General features: G+C 66.4%; 15 protein-coding genes and 1 pseudogene. 9 read left to right on the plus strand and 7 right to left on the minus strand.

Annotation, left to right across the window (positions count from 1 at the left end; translation table 11 throughout):
• Nucleotides 1-221: 221 nt before the first annotated feature.
• Nucleotides 222-647, plus strand: a complete 426-nt coding sequence (locus tag J7I89_RS09545) for a CoA-binding protein (RefSeq protein ID WP_214969417.1) — start codon at nt 222-224, stop codon at nt 645-647.
• Nucleotides 648-667: 20 nt separating this feature from the next.
• Here the strand turns inward: J7I89_RS09545 and J7I89_RS09550 are convergent, their stop codons facing one another.
• Nucleotides 668-1,696 carry an isopenicillin N synthase family oxygenase gene (locus tag J7I89_RS09550; RefSeq protein WP_214969419.1) on the minus strand — a complete coding sequence of 343 codons (1,029 nt, stop codon included), beginning with the start codon at nt 1,694-1,696 and terminating at the stop codon, nt 668-670.
• A 45-nt stretch (nt 1,697-1,741) separates the two neighbouring features.
• Here J7I89_RS09550 and J7I89_RS09555 point away from each other — a divergent pair.
• The 6 genes and pseudogenes from J7I89_RS09555 to J7I89_RS09580 all read left to right on the plus strand — a co-directional run.
• Nucleotides 1,742-2,134 (plus strand): annotated as a pseudogene (locus J7I89_RS09555) (MmcQ/YjbR family DNA-binding protein); the annotation flags it as partial.
• 113 nt (nt 2,135-2,247) lie between these two features.
• Nucleotides 2,248-2,796 carry a DUF1990 family protein gene (locus J7I89_RS09560; RefSeq protein ID WP_214969421.1) on the plus strand — a complete coding sequence of 183 codons (549 nt, stop codon included), beginning with the start codon at nt 2,248-2,250 and terminating at the stop codon, nt 2,794-2,796.
• 14 nt (nt 2,797-2,810) lie between these two features.
• Nucleotides 2,811-3,437, plus strand: a complete 627-nt coding sequence (locus tag J7I89_RS09565) for a hypothetical protein (RefSeq protein ID WP_214969423.1) — start codon at nt 2,811-2,813, stop codon at nt 3,435-3,437.
• A gap of 104 nt (nt 3,438-3,541) precedes the next feature.
• A complete protein-coding gene (locus J7I89_RS09570) occupies nt 3,542-3,859 on the plus strand; it encodes a putative quinol monooxygenase (RefSeq protein WP_214969425.1) in 318 nt (105 codons plus the stop codon).
• 21 nt (nt 3,860-3,880) lie between these two features.
• A complete protein-coding gene (locus J7I89_RS09575; protein ID WP_214969427.1) occupies nt 3,881-4,174 on the plus strand; it encodes a DUF503 domain-containing protein in 294 nt (97 codons plus the stop codon).
• Between the two features lie 121 nt (nt 4,175-4,295).
• On the plus strand, nt 4,296-5,237 hold the full coding sequence (locus tag J7I89_RS09580) for an endonuclease domain-containing protein (protein ID WP_251045106.1): 942 nt from the start codon (nt 4,296-4,298) through the stop codon (nt 5,235-5,237).
• Nucleotides 5,238-5,308: 71 nt separating this feature from the next.
• On the opposite strand, the gene purL is transcribed toward J7I89_RS09580, so the two are convergent.
• Genes purL through purS form a run of 3 tightly spaced genes read right to left on the minus strand, consistent with a single transcriptional unit; the run spans nt 5,309 to nt 8,665 of the window.
• Nucleotides 5,309-7,642 carry a phosphoribosylformylglycinamidine synthase subunit PurL gene (purL, locus tag J7I89_RS09585; RefSeq protein ID WP_214969429.1) on the minus strand — a complete coding sequence of 778 codons (2,334 nt, stop codon included), beginning with the start codon at nt 7,640-7,642 and terminating at the stop codon, nt 5,309-5,311.
• The gene (gene purQ, locus J7I89_RS09590) at nt 7,639-8,412 is read right to left on the minus strand and encodes a phosphoribosylformylglycinamidine synthase subunit PurQ (protein WP_214969431.1); all 774 of its coding nucleotides are present in this window, start codon (nt 8,410-8,412) and stop codon (nt 7,639-7,641) included. The genes purL and purQ overlap by 4 nt, the downstream gene beginning before the upstream one ends.
• Before the next feature lies 1 nt (nt 8,413).
• Nucleotides 8,414-8,665 (minus strand): phosphoribosylformylglycinamidine synthase subunit PurS, encoded by a 252-nt coding sequence (gene purS / locus J7I89_RS09595; protein ID WP_056631212.1) that lies wholly within the window; start codon nt 8,663-8,665, stop codon nt 8,414-8,416.
• Between the two features lie 238 nt (nt 8,666-8,903).
• On the opposite strand from purS, the gene J7I89_RS09600 reads away from it, so the two are divergent.
• Together J7I89_RS09600 and J7I89_RS09605 are read left to right on the plus strand one after the other, a co-directional pair.
• Nucleotides 8,904-9,089, plus strand: coding sequence for a hypothetical protein (locus tag J7I89_RS09600; protein ID WP_214969433.1), 186 nt, complete (start codon nt 8,904-8,906; stop codon nt 9,087-9,089).
• Between the two features lie 334 nt (nt 9,090-9,423).
• A complete protein-coding gene (locus J7I89_RS09605) occupies nt 9,424-12,504 on the plus strand; it encodes a S8 family serine peptidase (protein WP_251045107.1) in 3,081 nt (1,026 codons plus the stop codon).
• A 133-nt stretch (nt 12,505-12,637) separates the two neighbouring features.
• Here the strand turns inward: J7I89_RS09605 and J7I89_RS09610 are convergent, their stop codons facing one another.
• The 3 genes from J7I89_RS09610 to J7I89_RS09620 form a co-directional block, all read right to left on the minus strand.
• The gene (locus tag J7I89_RS09610; protein ID WP_214969435.1) at nt 12,638-13,006 is read right to left on the minus strand and encodes a serine protease inhibitor; all 369 of its coding nucleotides are present in this window, start codon (nt 13,004-13,006) and stop codon (nt 12,638-12,640) included.
• On the minus strand, nt 13,003-13,923 hold the full coding sequence (locus tag J7I89_RS09615; RefSeq protein WP_214969608.1) for a 3-methyladenine DNA glycosylase: 921 nt from the start codon (nt 13,921-13,923) through the stop codon (nt 13,003-13,005). The genes J7I89_RS09610 and J7I89_RS09615 overlap by 4 nt, the downstream gene beginning before the upstream one ends.
• Before the next feature lie 82 nt (nt 13,924-14,005).
• Entirely contained in the window at nt 14,006-14,617 is a 612-nt protein-coding gene (locus J7I89_RS09620) for an SSI family serine proteinase inhibitor (protein WP_214969437.1), read from the minus strand.
• Nucleotides 14,618-14,762: the final 145 nt, after the last annotated feature.

The raw sequence follows: 14,762 nt of genomic DNA on the forward strand, positions 1-14,762 counted from the left end.
CGTGGGAATGGTCGTCTCACGTCACCGGGGTTGCTGCGGCTTCATCGATCCAGGTCTCTCAGCCGCTCGGGATGGTCACTACCCACTAAAACCGAGGCGCACGGTTCCACAAAATTCGTCCATTTTCCTGCGTAATATTCGTTCACGGCGGAACGCCCCGGCACGTTTTCAGTCATTTCTTCGGCAACTGCGCCGAAACGCCGCAGGAGTACGCTTGATGTATGGCCCACGTTAACGATCGAGCAGTCGTTGAACGCCTCATGCGAACCAAGGGGACGTGGGCGATCGTCGGCCTCAGCACCAACGAGTGGCGCTCCGCGTACGACGTCGCCCTGTACGTCCGGGACCGCATGGGCATGGAGATCATCCCGGTGAACCTTCCCGGAGACGACGTCCACGGGGAGAAGGGGTACCGCTCCCTGGGCGAAATCCCGGCGGAGAAGCACCCCATCGACGTCGTGGAGTGCTTTGTGAATTCCCACAAGGTGGGCCCGGTGATTGATCAGGCCATCGCGGTGGGCGCCAAAGCAATTTGGCTGCAGCTGGGAGTCTTCGACGACGCTGCGGTGGAGCGCGCGAAGGCCGCGGGCCTGGACGTGGTGGTGGACTCGTGCCCGGCCCGCGAAGGCTGGCACTTCGGCCTCTGAGCCGGCCGTTCGGGCTGTGTTCAGGGCTTCATGAGCTGCGGGTAGTGACGTTCCGTCACATCCGGATGGGCGCGCATCCGGCCCTTGAGCATGTTGAGGCCAAAGGAGGCGAGCATCGGGTTGGACGGGTCATCCGAGATGCCCCGGGCCTGCGCCTCCAGCTCCTCCGGGAGCGGGACCGGCTCGATCACCGCATCCAGCCGCGGTGACCAGAAGAACGGCACGGAGTAACGGTCCACACCGGGCGGCGGCGCCTGCACCCGGTGGATGGTGGCGGCGAGATAGCCCTCGGTTGCCACTTCCAGCATCTCGCCAAGGTTCACCACCAGCGCTCCGGGAATGGGTTCCACGGGCGTCCACCCGCTGGCTCCCGGCGGGAGCACCTCCAGGCCGCCTACCGCGTCCTGAAGGAGGAGGGTGACAAAACCGTAGTCCGCATGCGAGCCCACGCCCTGGTCGCCGGCAGCTTCCACCACTCCGCCGACGTAGTGGACAAGCTTGCCCATCCAGGCGGGTGAGTCCCGGAAGGGTTCGTCAAAGTAGTCCTCCGGCAGTTGGAGCGAAACTGCGATCGCTCGCAGAAGTTCGCCTCCCACCCTGGACATGAGCTCTGCCCAGGCCATCGCAGCCTGCTCCAGCTCCGGCAACGAGTCATCCGGCCACATGTTGTGGCCTTGGAGGAGCCAGTACGGCTGCTCGAGGGGATAATCCAGTACCGGTTCACGGTCGGGAGAGTAGTCGATCTGCTCCCGCGCGTCCGCCCTTCCCTGCGTGACCTCCGTGCCCATTCGGGTGTACCCACGGAAATGCGGGGAGAGCCGGTTGTCCAGCTTCATCCGTTCCTCGAGGGGCAGATCGAAGAAGCGCTTGATGGTTGCCAGGAGATCCTCCGCCTGGCCGGGCGCGGCCCCGTAGCCGACGAGCTGGAAGAAGCCAACCCGGTGCGAGGCATCGCGGAGCTGCTCGATGAAGTCCGGACTAAACGACCCGTCGGCCTGACGCGCGGCGGCCAAGTCCAGAACAGGTATCGTCTCCTGATCCTGTGGCATAGTCGCAGACTAGCACCGGCGTGGAAGGCTTTATAGGCTCGCTGCATGGATACAGCCGAACTCAGGGAGATCTGCCTCAGCTTTCCGGGTGCCTTCGAGGACTTTCCCTTCGGCCCCGAGACATCCGTCTTCAAGGTCCGGGCGGCTGTGGCCGGCGGCGCGCGGCACGGAGCAAAGATGTTCGCTGCTTCGACGATGGATCCGGCGGATTGGTCCGTGAGCCTCAAATGCGAACCGGCGTTGGCGGAACAGCTGCGTGCGGCGCACCCCGAAATTACCGGCGCCTGGCACATGAACAAGACGCACTGGAACGGCGTTCGGCTGGACGGGTCGTTGCCGGACGACATGATCCGCGACATGGTGGAGGATTCCTACGACCTCGTCGTGGCATCGCTGAGCCGGAAGCAGCAGGAGCAACTTGGCTGGGCGCGTCTGGCCGGCGCCCACGACACGACGTCCGACGACGGCTCTTCCGCCTCCGCCTCCGGCTCCGGGTCCGCCTCCGGCTCCGGCTCCGCTCCCGTCGATGCCGCCCGCACGGGACGGCAGCGTTGACTGGAAAGCGCCTGGCGCGCGGCGAGCTCAACTATCCAGGCATCGGCTCCACCGAGCATGGCCAGCCCCCGGAGGGATTCCCCTGCCTCGTATCGCAGACCTACCTCGGCGAGGGCCTCGCCGTCTACCGCCGGGTGGCGCAGGGCCTGCTGACGTGGGAGCTGCAGCGGCGGTCCGGGCTGCGGGTCCGCACCGAGTCCGACGTCGTGGTCCCCGGCGCGCGCGTGGTGAGCGGATTCGGCGTCGGTCCCTTCCGCATCAACGCGCCCTGCGAGGTGGTGTGGGTCCACCCGCCCCTGCCGGGCGGCGCGCCGCAGCGTGCCGGCTTCGCGTACGGCACGCTGCCGGGTCACCCCGAGCGGGGCGAGGAGGCGTTCGAGGTGGAGATCGATGCCCAGGGCAGCGTGTTTCTCAAGATCACCGCCTTCAGCAGGCACTCCAATTGGTTCTACAGGGCCGGCGGCGCACTGGCCAGGCGGGCGCAGAGCCTGATCACTTCCCGATACATTGAAGGTGCACGCCAACTCGCCGCAGGTGAAAGCTGATCAGGAGAAGGTACATGCTGGACCAAAAGACCCTTGACCGTTTATGGAATTTCGAGGATCCGGAGCTGTCCGAGCAGCGTTTCCGGGACGCGATGGCCGACCAGAAGTACGACGCCGACGAAAGGGCCGAGCTCGCCACCCAGCTGGGGCGGGCGATCGGACTGCAGGGCCTCTTTGAAGAGGCGGACGCACTGCTCGATTCAATCGACGGGGAGGACGAGCCAACCATCGGCGTCCGAATCCTGCTGGAGCGCGGACGGGTCCTGAATTCGAGCGGCCATGCCGCGATGGCGGTGCCGCTGTTCGAGCAGGCAGCCGAGCTCGGTGACCATCTCGGCGAGGAGTTCCTCGCCGTGGACGCACTGCACATGCTGGCCATCGCGGACTCCGCCCATGCGGAAACCTGGACCCGGAGCGCGCTGGAGTACGCATCCACCGCCCACGACGCCTTCGCCAGGCGCTGGATGGTGGCGCTGCACAACAACCTCGGCTGGACACTCCACGGCGCGGGCCGGCTCACCGAAGCCCTGGTGGAATTCCAGCTGGCCGAACAGTGGGCGGAGCGGGTGGGGACCCCGGCCCAGCAGCAGCACGCCCGTGAGGCGATCGACGAATGCGAGCATGCCCTGGCCGGGGGCTGAGTCTGGCGGCTGAGCACGCGGGCCGCGACGGCCGGTGAAAGAATTGATCCTTTGAAGTGCACGAGCTGAACCCCAGCAGGGCCACGATTGGAAGGCGATCTCCCGTGATTTTCATTGTCGTTAAGTTTAAGGTCAAGCCCGACTGGTCTGAGAAGTGGCTCGACCTCGTGGCTGACTTCACCGAGGCCACCCGGCGGGAGCCCGGCAACCTGTGGTTCGACTGGTCCCGCAGCGTGGACGATCCCCATGAGTTTGTGCTCGTGGAAGCGTTCAAGGACGACGCCGCCGGGGACCACGTCAACAGTGCCCACTTCAAGCGGGCCATGGCCGACATGCCGCAGGCACTCGCGGAGACACCCCGGATCATCAGCCGCCAGCTCGACGGCGAGGGCTGGGACCGGATGGGCGAACTCACCATCTGACCGCGTCGATACGATTAAGCCATGTGGATCGGATGGATTGAGTTCGACATCCTCCTCGGGGACGTCCAGAGCCTGAAGGAGAAGCGCGCCTTCGTCAGGCCGCTGCTGGCGGAGGTCAAGCGCCGCTTCGATGTCTCCGTTGCAGAGGTAGGGGACCACGAGCAGTACCGGCGCACGCAGGTGGGGGCCGGCCTCGTCGCCGCCGACCGGGCGCACCTCGTGGCGGTCCTCACCGCCGTCGAGCGCTTCGTGGCCGCCCGGCCGGAGATCGAGCTGCTCAGCGCGAGGCAGCGCGAACTCCACAGCGAGGACTAAACCAGACCATCGATTGCTCCGTAACGGCCCTTTTGAGCGTCCATAAGGGCCGCTACGGAGCAGTCGATGGAGGGTGTGGATAACTTCTGCACCGCGCATGGGGTTCTGATCTGATGAATCCATGAAAACCGCACGCCGGCTCCCGGAGGAGTTAGAAGGACGCCCGTTCACCGTCGCCGAGGCAGGCCGCGCCGGCGTCACCGCGAAGCGGTTGCGCCACGGGTCGCTGACGGCTTTGGGAAGAGGTATCCGATCGAAGGGCCCGACGTCGGAGCTCCCCTTAAGCGTCAGAGTGCGGCCATTCATCGAGGTCAATGACGGATGCGCCGCATCCCACCTCACCGCCGCGGAGCTCTCATCGCTGCCGCGTCGCCGGCAGAAGGAGGCACAGCAGATGTACCACGTGATCCGACCGGAGGGCGCCGCCCATCTCAACCGCCCCCACGTGATCGTCCACCGCATGAAGCTCTACGAGGACGAAGTCACCGTGCTGGACGGGATACCCATCACCACTCCGGAGCGCACATGGCTGGACCTGGCCGAAATGCTAAGCGTCGACGAACTCGTGGTCGCCGGTGACAGCTGCGTCCGTGTTCCGCGTGCCGAGCTGGAGGGCAGAGATATGCCGCTGTGTAGTCTGGACGACCTCCAGCGGATGATCGACCGCCATAAGGGAAAGCGCGGCATCCGCAAAGCCAAGGAAGCCATCAAGCTCATCCGCGTAGGCTCCGACTCCCCGCAGGAGTCCCTGCTGCGGCTGGCCATGAAAAGGGCGGGGCTGCCAGAGCCGGAACTGAACGTTCCCATCATCGACGACGACGGAACCAGGCACCATCAGCCGGACCTCTCGTACCGAAAATACAGGATCGGCATCGAATACGAGGGTGAGCACCATGGCGACGAAGGGCAGATTGTCCGGGACATCGCCCGCTCCGAGAGATACGAATCCTTGGGCTGGACGGAGGTCCGCATCTCCAAGCGCCACATGGTCAACGACGCCAAGGCGGCTGTGGCCAAAGTCCGGACGGCCTTGGTCCGGGCCGGCTGGCGGCCTGGCCGTTAACGAACGAATGCTCCGTAACTGCCCTTCTGAGCGATCAAAAGGGCAGTTACGGAGCAGTCGATGGATGGGGACTAGCCGAAGTACTTCGGCAGCGTGGCCTCGTGGGCTTCGCGGAGCGAATCAAGCGAGAGCGTGTCCACGCCGTTGATTTCCAGTTGGCCGCTGGCTGCGTCCACCACGCCGATGCGGGTGTGGGCAAAGCCGCGGGCGGTGCACATGTCCGTGAAGCGGACCTCCTCGGAGCGCGGGACGCCCACGATGGCGCGGCCCTGGGACTCGGAGAACAGCGCCGTGAACAGGTCAACGCCGTCGCGGTCCAGGACATCCTGGAGCGCGATCCGGGCACCGACACCGTAGCGCAGCGAGGACTCCACGAGGGCTGCCGCGAGGCCGCCTTCGGAGAGGTCATGTGCGGAGTCGACCATGCCGTCGCGGGACGCGTTGATCAGGATTTCACCCAGCGCGCGTTCTGCGCCGAGGTCAACCTTGGGCGGCAAACCGCCGAGGTGTCCGCGCATGTTGGACCATTCCGAACCGTCCAGTTCTGCTGCGGTGGTGCCCAGCAGGTAGATGGCCTGGCCGTCCTCGCGCCAGCCCGACGGCGTGCGGCGGGCGACGTCGTCCAGCTTGCCCAGCACCGCCACCACGGGGGAAGGGTGGATGGGGGTGGTGCCGGTCTGGTTGTACAGCGAGACGTTGCCGCCGGTGACCGGGATGCCGAGCTCCATGCAGGCGTCGGACAGGCCGCGGATGGACTCGGCGAGCTGCCACATGACATCCGGATCCTCGGGGGAACCGAAGTTCAGGCAGTCGCTGACGGCCATCGGCACGGCGCCGGAGGTGGCGACGTTGCGGTAGGCCTCGGCCAGTGCCAGCTGTGCGCCGTGGTACGGGTCGAGGTAGGTGTAGCGGCCGTTGGCGTCGGTGGCCAGGGCCACGCCGAGGCCGGTTTCCTGGTCCACGCGGACCACTCCGGCATCGTCCGGGAACGCCATGGCGGTGTTGCCGCCGACGTAGCGGTCGTACTGGTTGGTGATCCAGGACTTGTCGCACATGTTGGGCGAGGCAACCAGCTCGGTGACGGCGGCGGCCAGTTCCGCCGGGGCGGAGGGGCGGCCGGCGTCCTGCACGGAACCGGTGAAGGTATCGGCCTGGACTGAGTCCTGCCATTCCGGGCGGGCATACGGGCGGTCGTAGACCGGGCCGTCGTGGGCCACGGTGCGCGGGTCGACGTCGACAATGACCTCGCCTTCCCACGTGATGATCAGGCGGCCGGTGTCAGTCACCTCGCCGAGCCAGGAGTACTCCACGGCCCACTTGTCCATGACCGCTTCAAAGGCGGCGATGTTCTCGGGCGTGACCACGGCCATCATGCGTTCCTGCGACTCGGACATCAGGATTTCGCCCGGGGTCAGCGTGGGGTCGCGCAGCAGGACGGAGGTCAGTTCAACCTCCATGCCGCCGTCGCCGTTGGAGGCGAGCTCGGACGTGGCGCAGGAAATGCCTGCGGCGCCCAGGTCCTGGATACCCTCAACCAGGGAACCCTTGAAGAGCTCCAGGCAGCATTCGATCAGGACCTTCTCGGCGAAGGGGTCGCCCACCTGGACGGCGGGGCGCTTGGACGGCTTGGTGTCGTCGAAGGACTCGGAGGCCAGCACCGAGGCGCCGCCGATTCCGTCGCCGCCGGTGCGGGCACCGAACAGCACCACCTTGTTGCCCTTGCCGGAGGCGTTGGCCAGGCGGATGTCCTCGTGGCGCATGACGCCGACGGCCAGCGCGTTGACCAGAGGGTTGCCCTGGTACACCGAGTCGAAGACCATTTCGCCGCCGATGTTCGGCAGGCCCAGGGAGTTGCCGTAGCCGCCGATGCCAGCAACGGCGCCGTGCATGACGCGGGCCGTGTCAGGGTGGTCGATGGCGCCGAACCGCAGCGGATCCATCACGGCCACCGGGCGGGCGCCCATGGAGATGATGTCGCGGACGATGCCGCCGATGCCGGTTGCGGCACCCTGGTAGGGCTCCACGAACGACGGCGAGTTGTGGGACTCGATCTTGAACGTCACGGCCCAGCCGTCGCCCAGGTTGGTGACGCCGGCGTTTTCGCCGATGCCCACCAGCATGTCCTTCTTCATCTCCTCCGTCACTTTGTCGCCGAACTGGCGCAGGTGATTTTTGGAGGACTTGTACGAGCAGTGCTCGCTCCACATCACGGAGTACATGGCGAGCTCTGCGCCTGTCGGGCGGCGGCCCAGGACCTTGACGACCTCATCGAACTCGTTCTGCTTTAGGCCCAGCTCGGCCCAGGGCAGTTCGGTGTCCGGCGTCTTGGCCGCGTTCTCGACGGTGTCGATGTTGAACTTCCGTGCGGTCTCCACGGGCGCTGCCACTGAGGGTGTCTCCGTCATTTGTTTGCTCCCACGATCTTGTTCAGGACAGAGGTGAAGAAAGCGAGGCCGTCGGTGTCCGATCCGCCGATTCCGTCCAGGGACTCGGGGCCGTAGCCGACCTCCACCGCGTGCTCGGGGTGGGGCATGAGGCCCACCACGTTGCCGGCGGCGTTGGAGATGCCGGCGATGTCGCGGCGGGAACCGTTCGGGTTGAAGCCCACGTAGCGGAACACCACGCGGCCTTCGGCCTCGAGGGCGTCCAGGGTTTTCTCGTCGGCGATGTACTGGCCGTCCTGGTTCTTCAGGGGCACCGTGATCTCCTGGCCTGCCTCGTAATCGAGGGTCCAGTCGGTGCTGTTGTTTTCAACCCGCAGCACCTGGTCGCGGCACATGAACTTCAGGTGGTCGTTCTTGATCATGGAACCGGGCAGCAGGTGAGACTCGGTGAGGATCTGGAAGCCGTTGCAGATGCCCAGCACGGGCAGCCTGGCGTCGGAGTTAGCGGCGTCGATGATCTTGGACATCAGCGGAGCAAAGCGCGCGATGGCGCCGGCACGGAGGTAGTCGCCGTAGGAAAACCCGCCGGGAATGACGACGGCGTCCACGTCACCCAGTGCGTTGTCCGCGTGCCAGAGCGGCACGGGGGTGCCGCCGGCGAGGCGGACCGCGCGGGCGGCGTCGCGGTCATCAAGTGTTCCTGGGAAGGTGACGACGCCGATGCGGGCGCCGGCCAGCCGCGGCTCGGCGGCGACGGCGACTGCCTCGCCGATCAGGGGAAGTTCAGTCATGTCAGGCCTCGACGACCTCGACGTTGACGACGTCCTCGATCACGGGGTTGGACAGCAGGGTCTCCGCGGCTTCCCGGGCCTGGGCCAGGATTGCGTCGGTCACCTCGCCGTCGACGGTCAGTTCGAAACGCTTGCCCTGGCGGACAGAGCTAAAGCTGGTGAAGCCCAAGCGGGGGAGTGCACCCACGATGGCCTTCCCCTGCGGGTCCAGAATCTCGGGCTTGGGCATGACGTCGACAACGATCCGGGGCATCCGGTAACTCCTGTGCGTGAGCATTGGGTAAGGGCGCAGCGGAGTGATGCCGTCTCACGCCATTCCTCTGTGGCCTGGGCGGTACAAATGGCACAACATGGACGAGCGCTCCGCGAGCTTGCTAGCCCATTCTACCGGCCCCGGCGCTGCACGCCGTATTCGGGACCGCCGGCGCCGGAGCGCACGAAGGACGACGGCGGCTCTGGCCCGCCGTCCCCGCCGTCAGTAGGATTGCGGAATGGGTGAGAAACCGAAATCCGTATTGTTGCCGTTGGTTGCTGCCGCCGTATTCGCGGGACTGGGCAAGATGGTCCTCCATAAGATCAAGGCCGACCGAGCTGCCAGGCAGAACCACGTCGCAGGCCCGGTGGACGAGAAGACGCGCCAGTGGATCAGTGACGTAGTCCGCACGCCCCGGCAGTAGCCGGTCCAGCAGCGCCAACACCGCATGCCGCAACGGCGGGTGCCCCTCGCGGGCGCCCGCCGCGGCTTTTAACGCAGCCCTTTCCGAGTGACAGAAAAATTTTGTCTTTGTGTCCTATGTCATAACTACCTCCCGGTAGGTACTGTGGGATCGGCTGCCGTTCGCATGGCCTGACAAGACCTGTCAACCAACGTGACACGACACCAATGCGCCCGGCGACGCGGCCGGGGCCGTTCCTTATGAAAGGTTCAAATCACTCGTGAAATCAGCAGGAAAAAGCTTCTTCCGAAGCCGGGGGGCCCGGAAAGCAGCGGCACTGTGTGTCGGTTTGCCTTTGCTCCTTTCATCCTTCGCAGCCTTGCCGGCCACCGCCGCCCCGATCCAGGGCACGGCGCCGGCAGCCCAGCAAAAGAACATCGATCCGAACGACTACCAAGCAGGCCGCTACATTGTGGTCCTGACCGAAAAGCCCGCGGCCACATATGACGGCGGCACACCGGGGCTGCAGGCCACCAAGCCGCGCTCGGGCCGGAAACTCGACGCGGACCGCGCCGAGGTGCAGCGCTACCAGGCCCACCTCGAGGCGAAGCAGACCGAGGTGGCCCGGCAGCAAAACGTGCAGATCCGGCACCGCTACACCGCGGCGCTCAACGGCTTTAGCGCAACGCTCACCGCGGACCAGGCCGTGAGCCTCGCCAAGAACCCCGGCGTCCTCGCGGTCGCACCGGACACCCAGCGGGCACCGGACTACTCCACCACCGACTTCCTGAAGCTCAGCGGGGCCAATGGCACGTGGAACACCCAGTTCGGCGGCCAGGACGGCGCGGGCAAGGGTGTCGTGGTGGGCGTCATCGACTCCGGATACACGCCCTCCAGCGAGTTCTTCGCGGGCAGCGACGTGAAGTCCCTCACCGGCGAACCGCAGGTCGGCGTCCCGTACCGCACCGGCGACGGCAAAATCGCCATGCTGAAGTCCGACGGCAGCACCTTCGAGGGTGAATGCCAGGCCGGCGAAGGATTTGACGGCAGCGCCTGCAACTCCAAGGTCCTCGGCGCGCGCTACTTCTCCGACGGCTTTGAGGCAACAGTGGCCAAGAAGGACCGCGCACCGGAAGAGCTCATTTCCCCTGTTGACGTCGGCAGCCACGGAACCCACACCACCAGCACCGCCGCCGGCAACGCCAACGTGGAAACGTTCGTGGATGGCCGCAGCTTCGGCCTCACGAGCGGCGTTGCCCCGGCAGCCAAACTCTCCATCTACAAGATCTGCTGGGAAGACAACGACCCCGGCACAGGCGGCTGCTACACCTCCGCGTCCATCGATGCCATCAACCAGGCCGTGCTGGACGGCGTCGACGTCCTGAACTACTCCATCTCCGGAACCACGTCCACCACGACGGATCCGGTGTCCCTGGCGTTCCTGTCCGCCGCCTCCGCCGGGATCTTCGTGGCGGCTTCGGCCGGCAACTCGGGCCCCGAAGCCAGCACCGTAAACCACGGGGAACCGTGGGTCACCACCGTCGCAGCCAGCAGCTTCTCGCAAGAACTGCAGGGCACGGTGGAGTTCTCCGACGGCAGCAAGTTCCGGGGTGCCAGCATCATGAACCGCGAGGTTGCCGGGGCCGGCGTCGTCATTGCCGCCGACGCAGCTTCCGGGCAGGATCCCACCCCGCGGCTGTGCGGCCCGGGCTCACTGGATCCGGCGAAAATCGCCGGGAAAGTCGTGGTCTGTGACCGCGGCACCTATGACCGCGTGGCCAAGAGCGCCGAGGTGGCGCGCGGCGGCGGCGTCGGGATGATCCTGGTGAACCTGACCGCATCGTCGCTCGACGCGGACAAGCACTCCGTCCCCACCGTCCACGTGAACCCGCCGGCCACCGAGACGATCAAGGCCAAGGTGGCGGCAAACCCGGCCATCACCGTCTCCCTCGTCAACAAGGACACCACGGGACTGCCCGCAGAGGCCCAGCCCCAGATCGCCGGTTTCTCGTCGCGCGGACCACTGATCGCCACAGACTCGGACGTGCTGAAGCCCGACGTCGCAGCGCCCGGCGTTGCTGTACTGGCCGGTGTTTCGCCGATTGGCGCAGGCGGTGACAAGTTCGGGTTCATGTCCGGCACGTCCATGGCCTCACCCCACGTGGCAGGTTTCGGCGCCCTCATCCTGGGCAAGAACCCGGTGTGGTCTCCGGCCGCGGTGAAGTCGGCCATGATGACCACCGCGGGCGACGTCAAGCTCGCCGACGGCACGAAGAACACCGATGTGCTGGCCACGGGTGCCGGGCAGGTGGATCCGGCCCGGGTACTGGATCCGGGACTGGTCTATGACGCCGACGGCGATGACTACCTCCGGTTCGTCCAGGGCACCGGCGTCGATCTGGGCATGCCCGGCCTCGGTGTCACCAGGCCCCGCGACATGAACGTCCCCTCCTTCTCGCTGGGCAATCTTGCCGGCAAGATCGAGGTCACCCGCACGGTGACCGCGCTGACGCCGGGCGTTTACCGCGCCAAGGCCAGCGTGCCGGGAGTGAAGGTCACGGTGACCCCGTCCATCCTGCAGTTCGGCGCGGCCGGAGAGAAGCGCACGTTCAAGGTGTCCTTCGAAAACCAGAGCGCAAAGCTGGGGCAGTTCGCCACGGGTTCGCTCAGCTGGCAAGGCGCCAACAAGAACGTGGCTTCGCCGATCGCCGTCCGTCCGCAGTCGGTCGTGGCGCCCAAGAACGTCGCGTTCACGTCAGCGGGAGGCAACGGGGCCGGGAACATCAGCATCGTCTCGGGTTCCAGCTCGCCCACGAACGTGACGCTGGACGGCCTGTCCAAGGCGGACTCCTCCGCCATTGAACTGGTTCCCGGGCCGTTCAAGTACGCGGCCGACGCCTCGAATTTCGTCAAGACCGTAGAGGTCCCCGCCAACGTTCCGCTGGCCAAGCTATCCGTGTTCTCCGCGGATGAACGCGCTGATTTCGACATGGTGGTCATCACGCCCAGCGGCCAGGCGATCGTTGTTGCCACGGCCGCGGCCAGCGAATCGGTTTCCATCCCTAACCCGGCCGCGGGCACGTACCGGATGTTCGTGAATCTCTACGACAGCCCCAACGGCCAGGGCACCAAGGCTTCCGTGGATGCGGCGGTCCTTGGCGCAAACGAGGGCAACGCAACCGTTACCCCTGACCCCGTGCGGCTTGCCAACGGCAAGACCGGCCAGCTCGCCCTCGCTTGGAAAAACCTCGCCCCAGGTTCCTACATTGGCCGGGTTACGTTCGACGGTGCCAGTGCACCGACGTTCGTCAGCGTAGTGGTGACACCGGCAGGCATTGCAGGGGTCCCGCCGGCTTCGGATGATCCGAAGAAAAAGCAGGAAACCGGGAAGGTCGTCAATGACGACCTGACGCGGACACCGGATAACTCCATCTAGGAAGGTCCCGGATCCGGGTTCCCCAGGGTTTCCTGACAGCAATGGCCGGCGGTTGGCACCGCCGGCCATTGCTGTTAAGCGGCAGTCCTGAGACGGCTACTCCCGCACGGCCGGCCTCTCAGCGGCGGCAAGTTCAGATGGCACCCGCAGATCCGGCAGTTCCGCCCAAGAGAGGGGACAGTGCGCGCCAGCGCGCAATCTCGCAGCCGTCCGTCAGGGAGAACCGCGACTGCACCGTGCGTCCGCCGTAGTGGCCCGTCACGACTGCCACCTGCGGACCGCCGTACTGCTGCGTGCAGAGTTTGGGCGGTCCAGGCGTGGGGAAAAAGATCCGCTCGCCGAAGCGTTCGACGGCGGCAACCGCCCCTGCCGGGTCCGGCAGCGTTGATTCGGTGAGTCGGCCGGAACGGCAGACCAGCGTAAAGACGTGGGCAGGACTTCCGGGTGCCTCGGTCAGGGTGACGGTCAGGTCGAAGTCGGGAGCCGGTTCCGTGCTGCTCACTGCCGTTCCTCCGGGCCGAGTGCCTCGAACAGGGGCGCCAGCTCCGCCAACAGCCGGGTCCGCAACACCTGGGCCTCGGCTGAGAAAGCCCGCTGGTGCTCCACGTATGCTGCCTTGCCCTCCGCCGTCTCTATCGGAATCGGCGGGTAGCCCCAGTCCGTGAGGTCGTACGGGGAGGCCTGCATGTCCATGGCCCGTACCCGCCATGACAACTCGAAGCAGTCCATCACGAGTTCGCTGGGCAGGGCGGGCGAGAGCTTGTAAGCCCATTTATACAGATCCATGTTCGCGTGCAGGCAGCCGGGCTGCTCCATGGTCCGCTGGTTCTCCCTGCTTGGCGAGAGTTCGTTCAGCGGCACGGCGTCCGGGGTGTAGAACCGGAACGCGTCAAAATGCGAGCAGCGGATCCTGTTGTCCTCGACCACCTTGTCTGTGCCGGTGGCGCCCAGCCGCAGTGTCAGGTACTCGTGGCGGAGTTCGAACTTTTCCTGGCGGTAGACCATGGCCCACTCATGCAGGCCGAAGCACCCGAACTGGGCGGGGCGGGCGGCCGTGCCTGCCAGGATGACCTGGGCGAAGAGCAGCGCGTCCCGGCGCTCGGCCAGGAACGAGGCCCGGTCCAGGGTCACGGCAGCGCTGCCGGCCGGCAGGCCGGCGGCGGCAAGTTCGTCGGCGCCGAGCGCGCGGTAGTACTTCCAGTCCCTGCGCCCGGCTGCCTCCGCGCCGGAGAGCACAGTGCCGTCCCCTGGATGCCAGCGCATGAGCTGGCCGGGCTTTTGCGTGTAGTAGGTGAAGAGGAAATCCTCCACCGGATGCTTGCGGCCGGCTGATCGGCGCGCAAGGTAGGGATCGGCGTAACGGCGCACCCGCTCGGCATGGGCGGCTTCGCGCGCCCTCCAGTCGGCTGGAGGAAGCACGTGCGGGCGGGCGGGCGGCGTGGTCAGCGCCCGGCCCGGCAATGTCCTGGCATGCTCCACGGTATTAGACAGACCCACAGTCCTAGACAGACCCACTGGAGGAACCCAGGACGTCCTGGGCGGCGTTCCAGGCGCCGATTTCGCAGCCGTCGCGCAGGGCGAACGTTGTCTCGACCGGCGTGCCGTCGACCACTCCCGTGACGGTCGCAACCTGCGGGCCGCCGTATTGCTGCGTGCAGGAGACGTCCTTGCTTGGCGCAACGCGGTTCAGGATGGCGGCATTGTTCTTCAGGGCCGTGCAGGCCGCAGCGGCCTTGGGGTGCTGGCTTTCGGCCACGGGAGCCCCGCCCTTGCACACCAGCGTGTAGTTGACTGCCGTTCCGTCTTTGGAGGCCTTCACCGTGATGGAAAGCTCGGCGTCACCGGCACCGGGGCCCGACGGCAGCGGCGAAGCGGCCGGCGGCGCCGGGGCGGGAACGGTGGTCTCGGCGTCGGGCGGTGTGGTGCCCGGAGCCGGGCTGGCAGGGGAAGACGTTCCCGGCCCGGGCGTGGCCCCCGGTGACTCCGTTCCGGTGCCGGGGGATTCGCTGGTGGGCGTCGCCGAAGGCTGGCCGGTTCCGGTGTCAGGGGTGCAGGCGGCAAGGCCGCCCACCGCTCCGAGGGCGAGCAGCACAGAAATCAGTAGCTTGCGCATGCCGGGTCTCCTCAAGTTTTTCCTATTCTACCGTCGGCGGCTTCCGGCCGCCGGAACGGGCCGGTAACGGTATCCGGCGATTGCTAACGGAAGGGTATCGATTCTTTGCGGCGTCCGCGGTATCTTTCTGACATCAACGGGTGCG

It is taken from the genome of Arthrobacter sp. ISL-5 (assembly GCF_018613835.1).
In the GTDB taxonomy this organism is placed as follows: domain Bacteria; phylum Actinomycetota; class Actinomycetes; order Actinomycetales; family Micrococcaceae; genus Arthrobacter.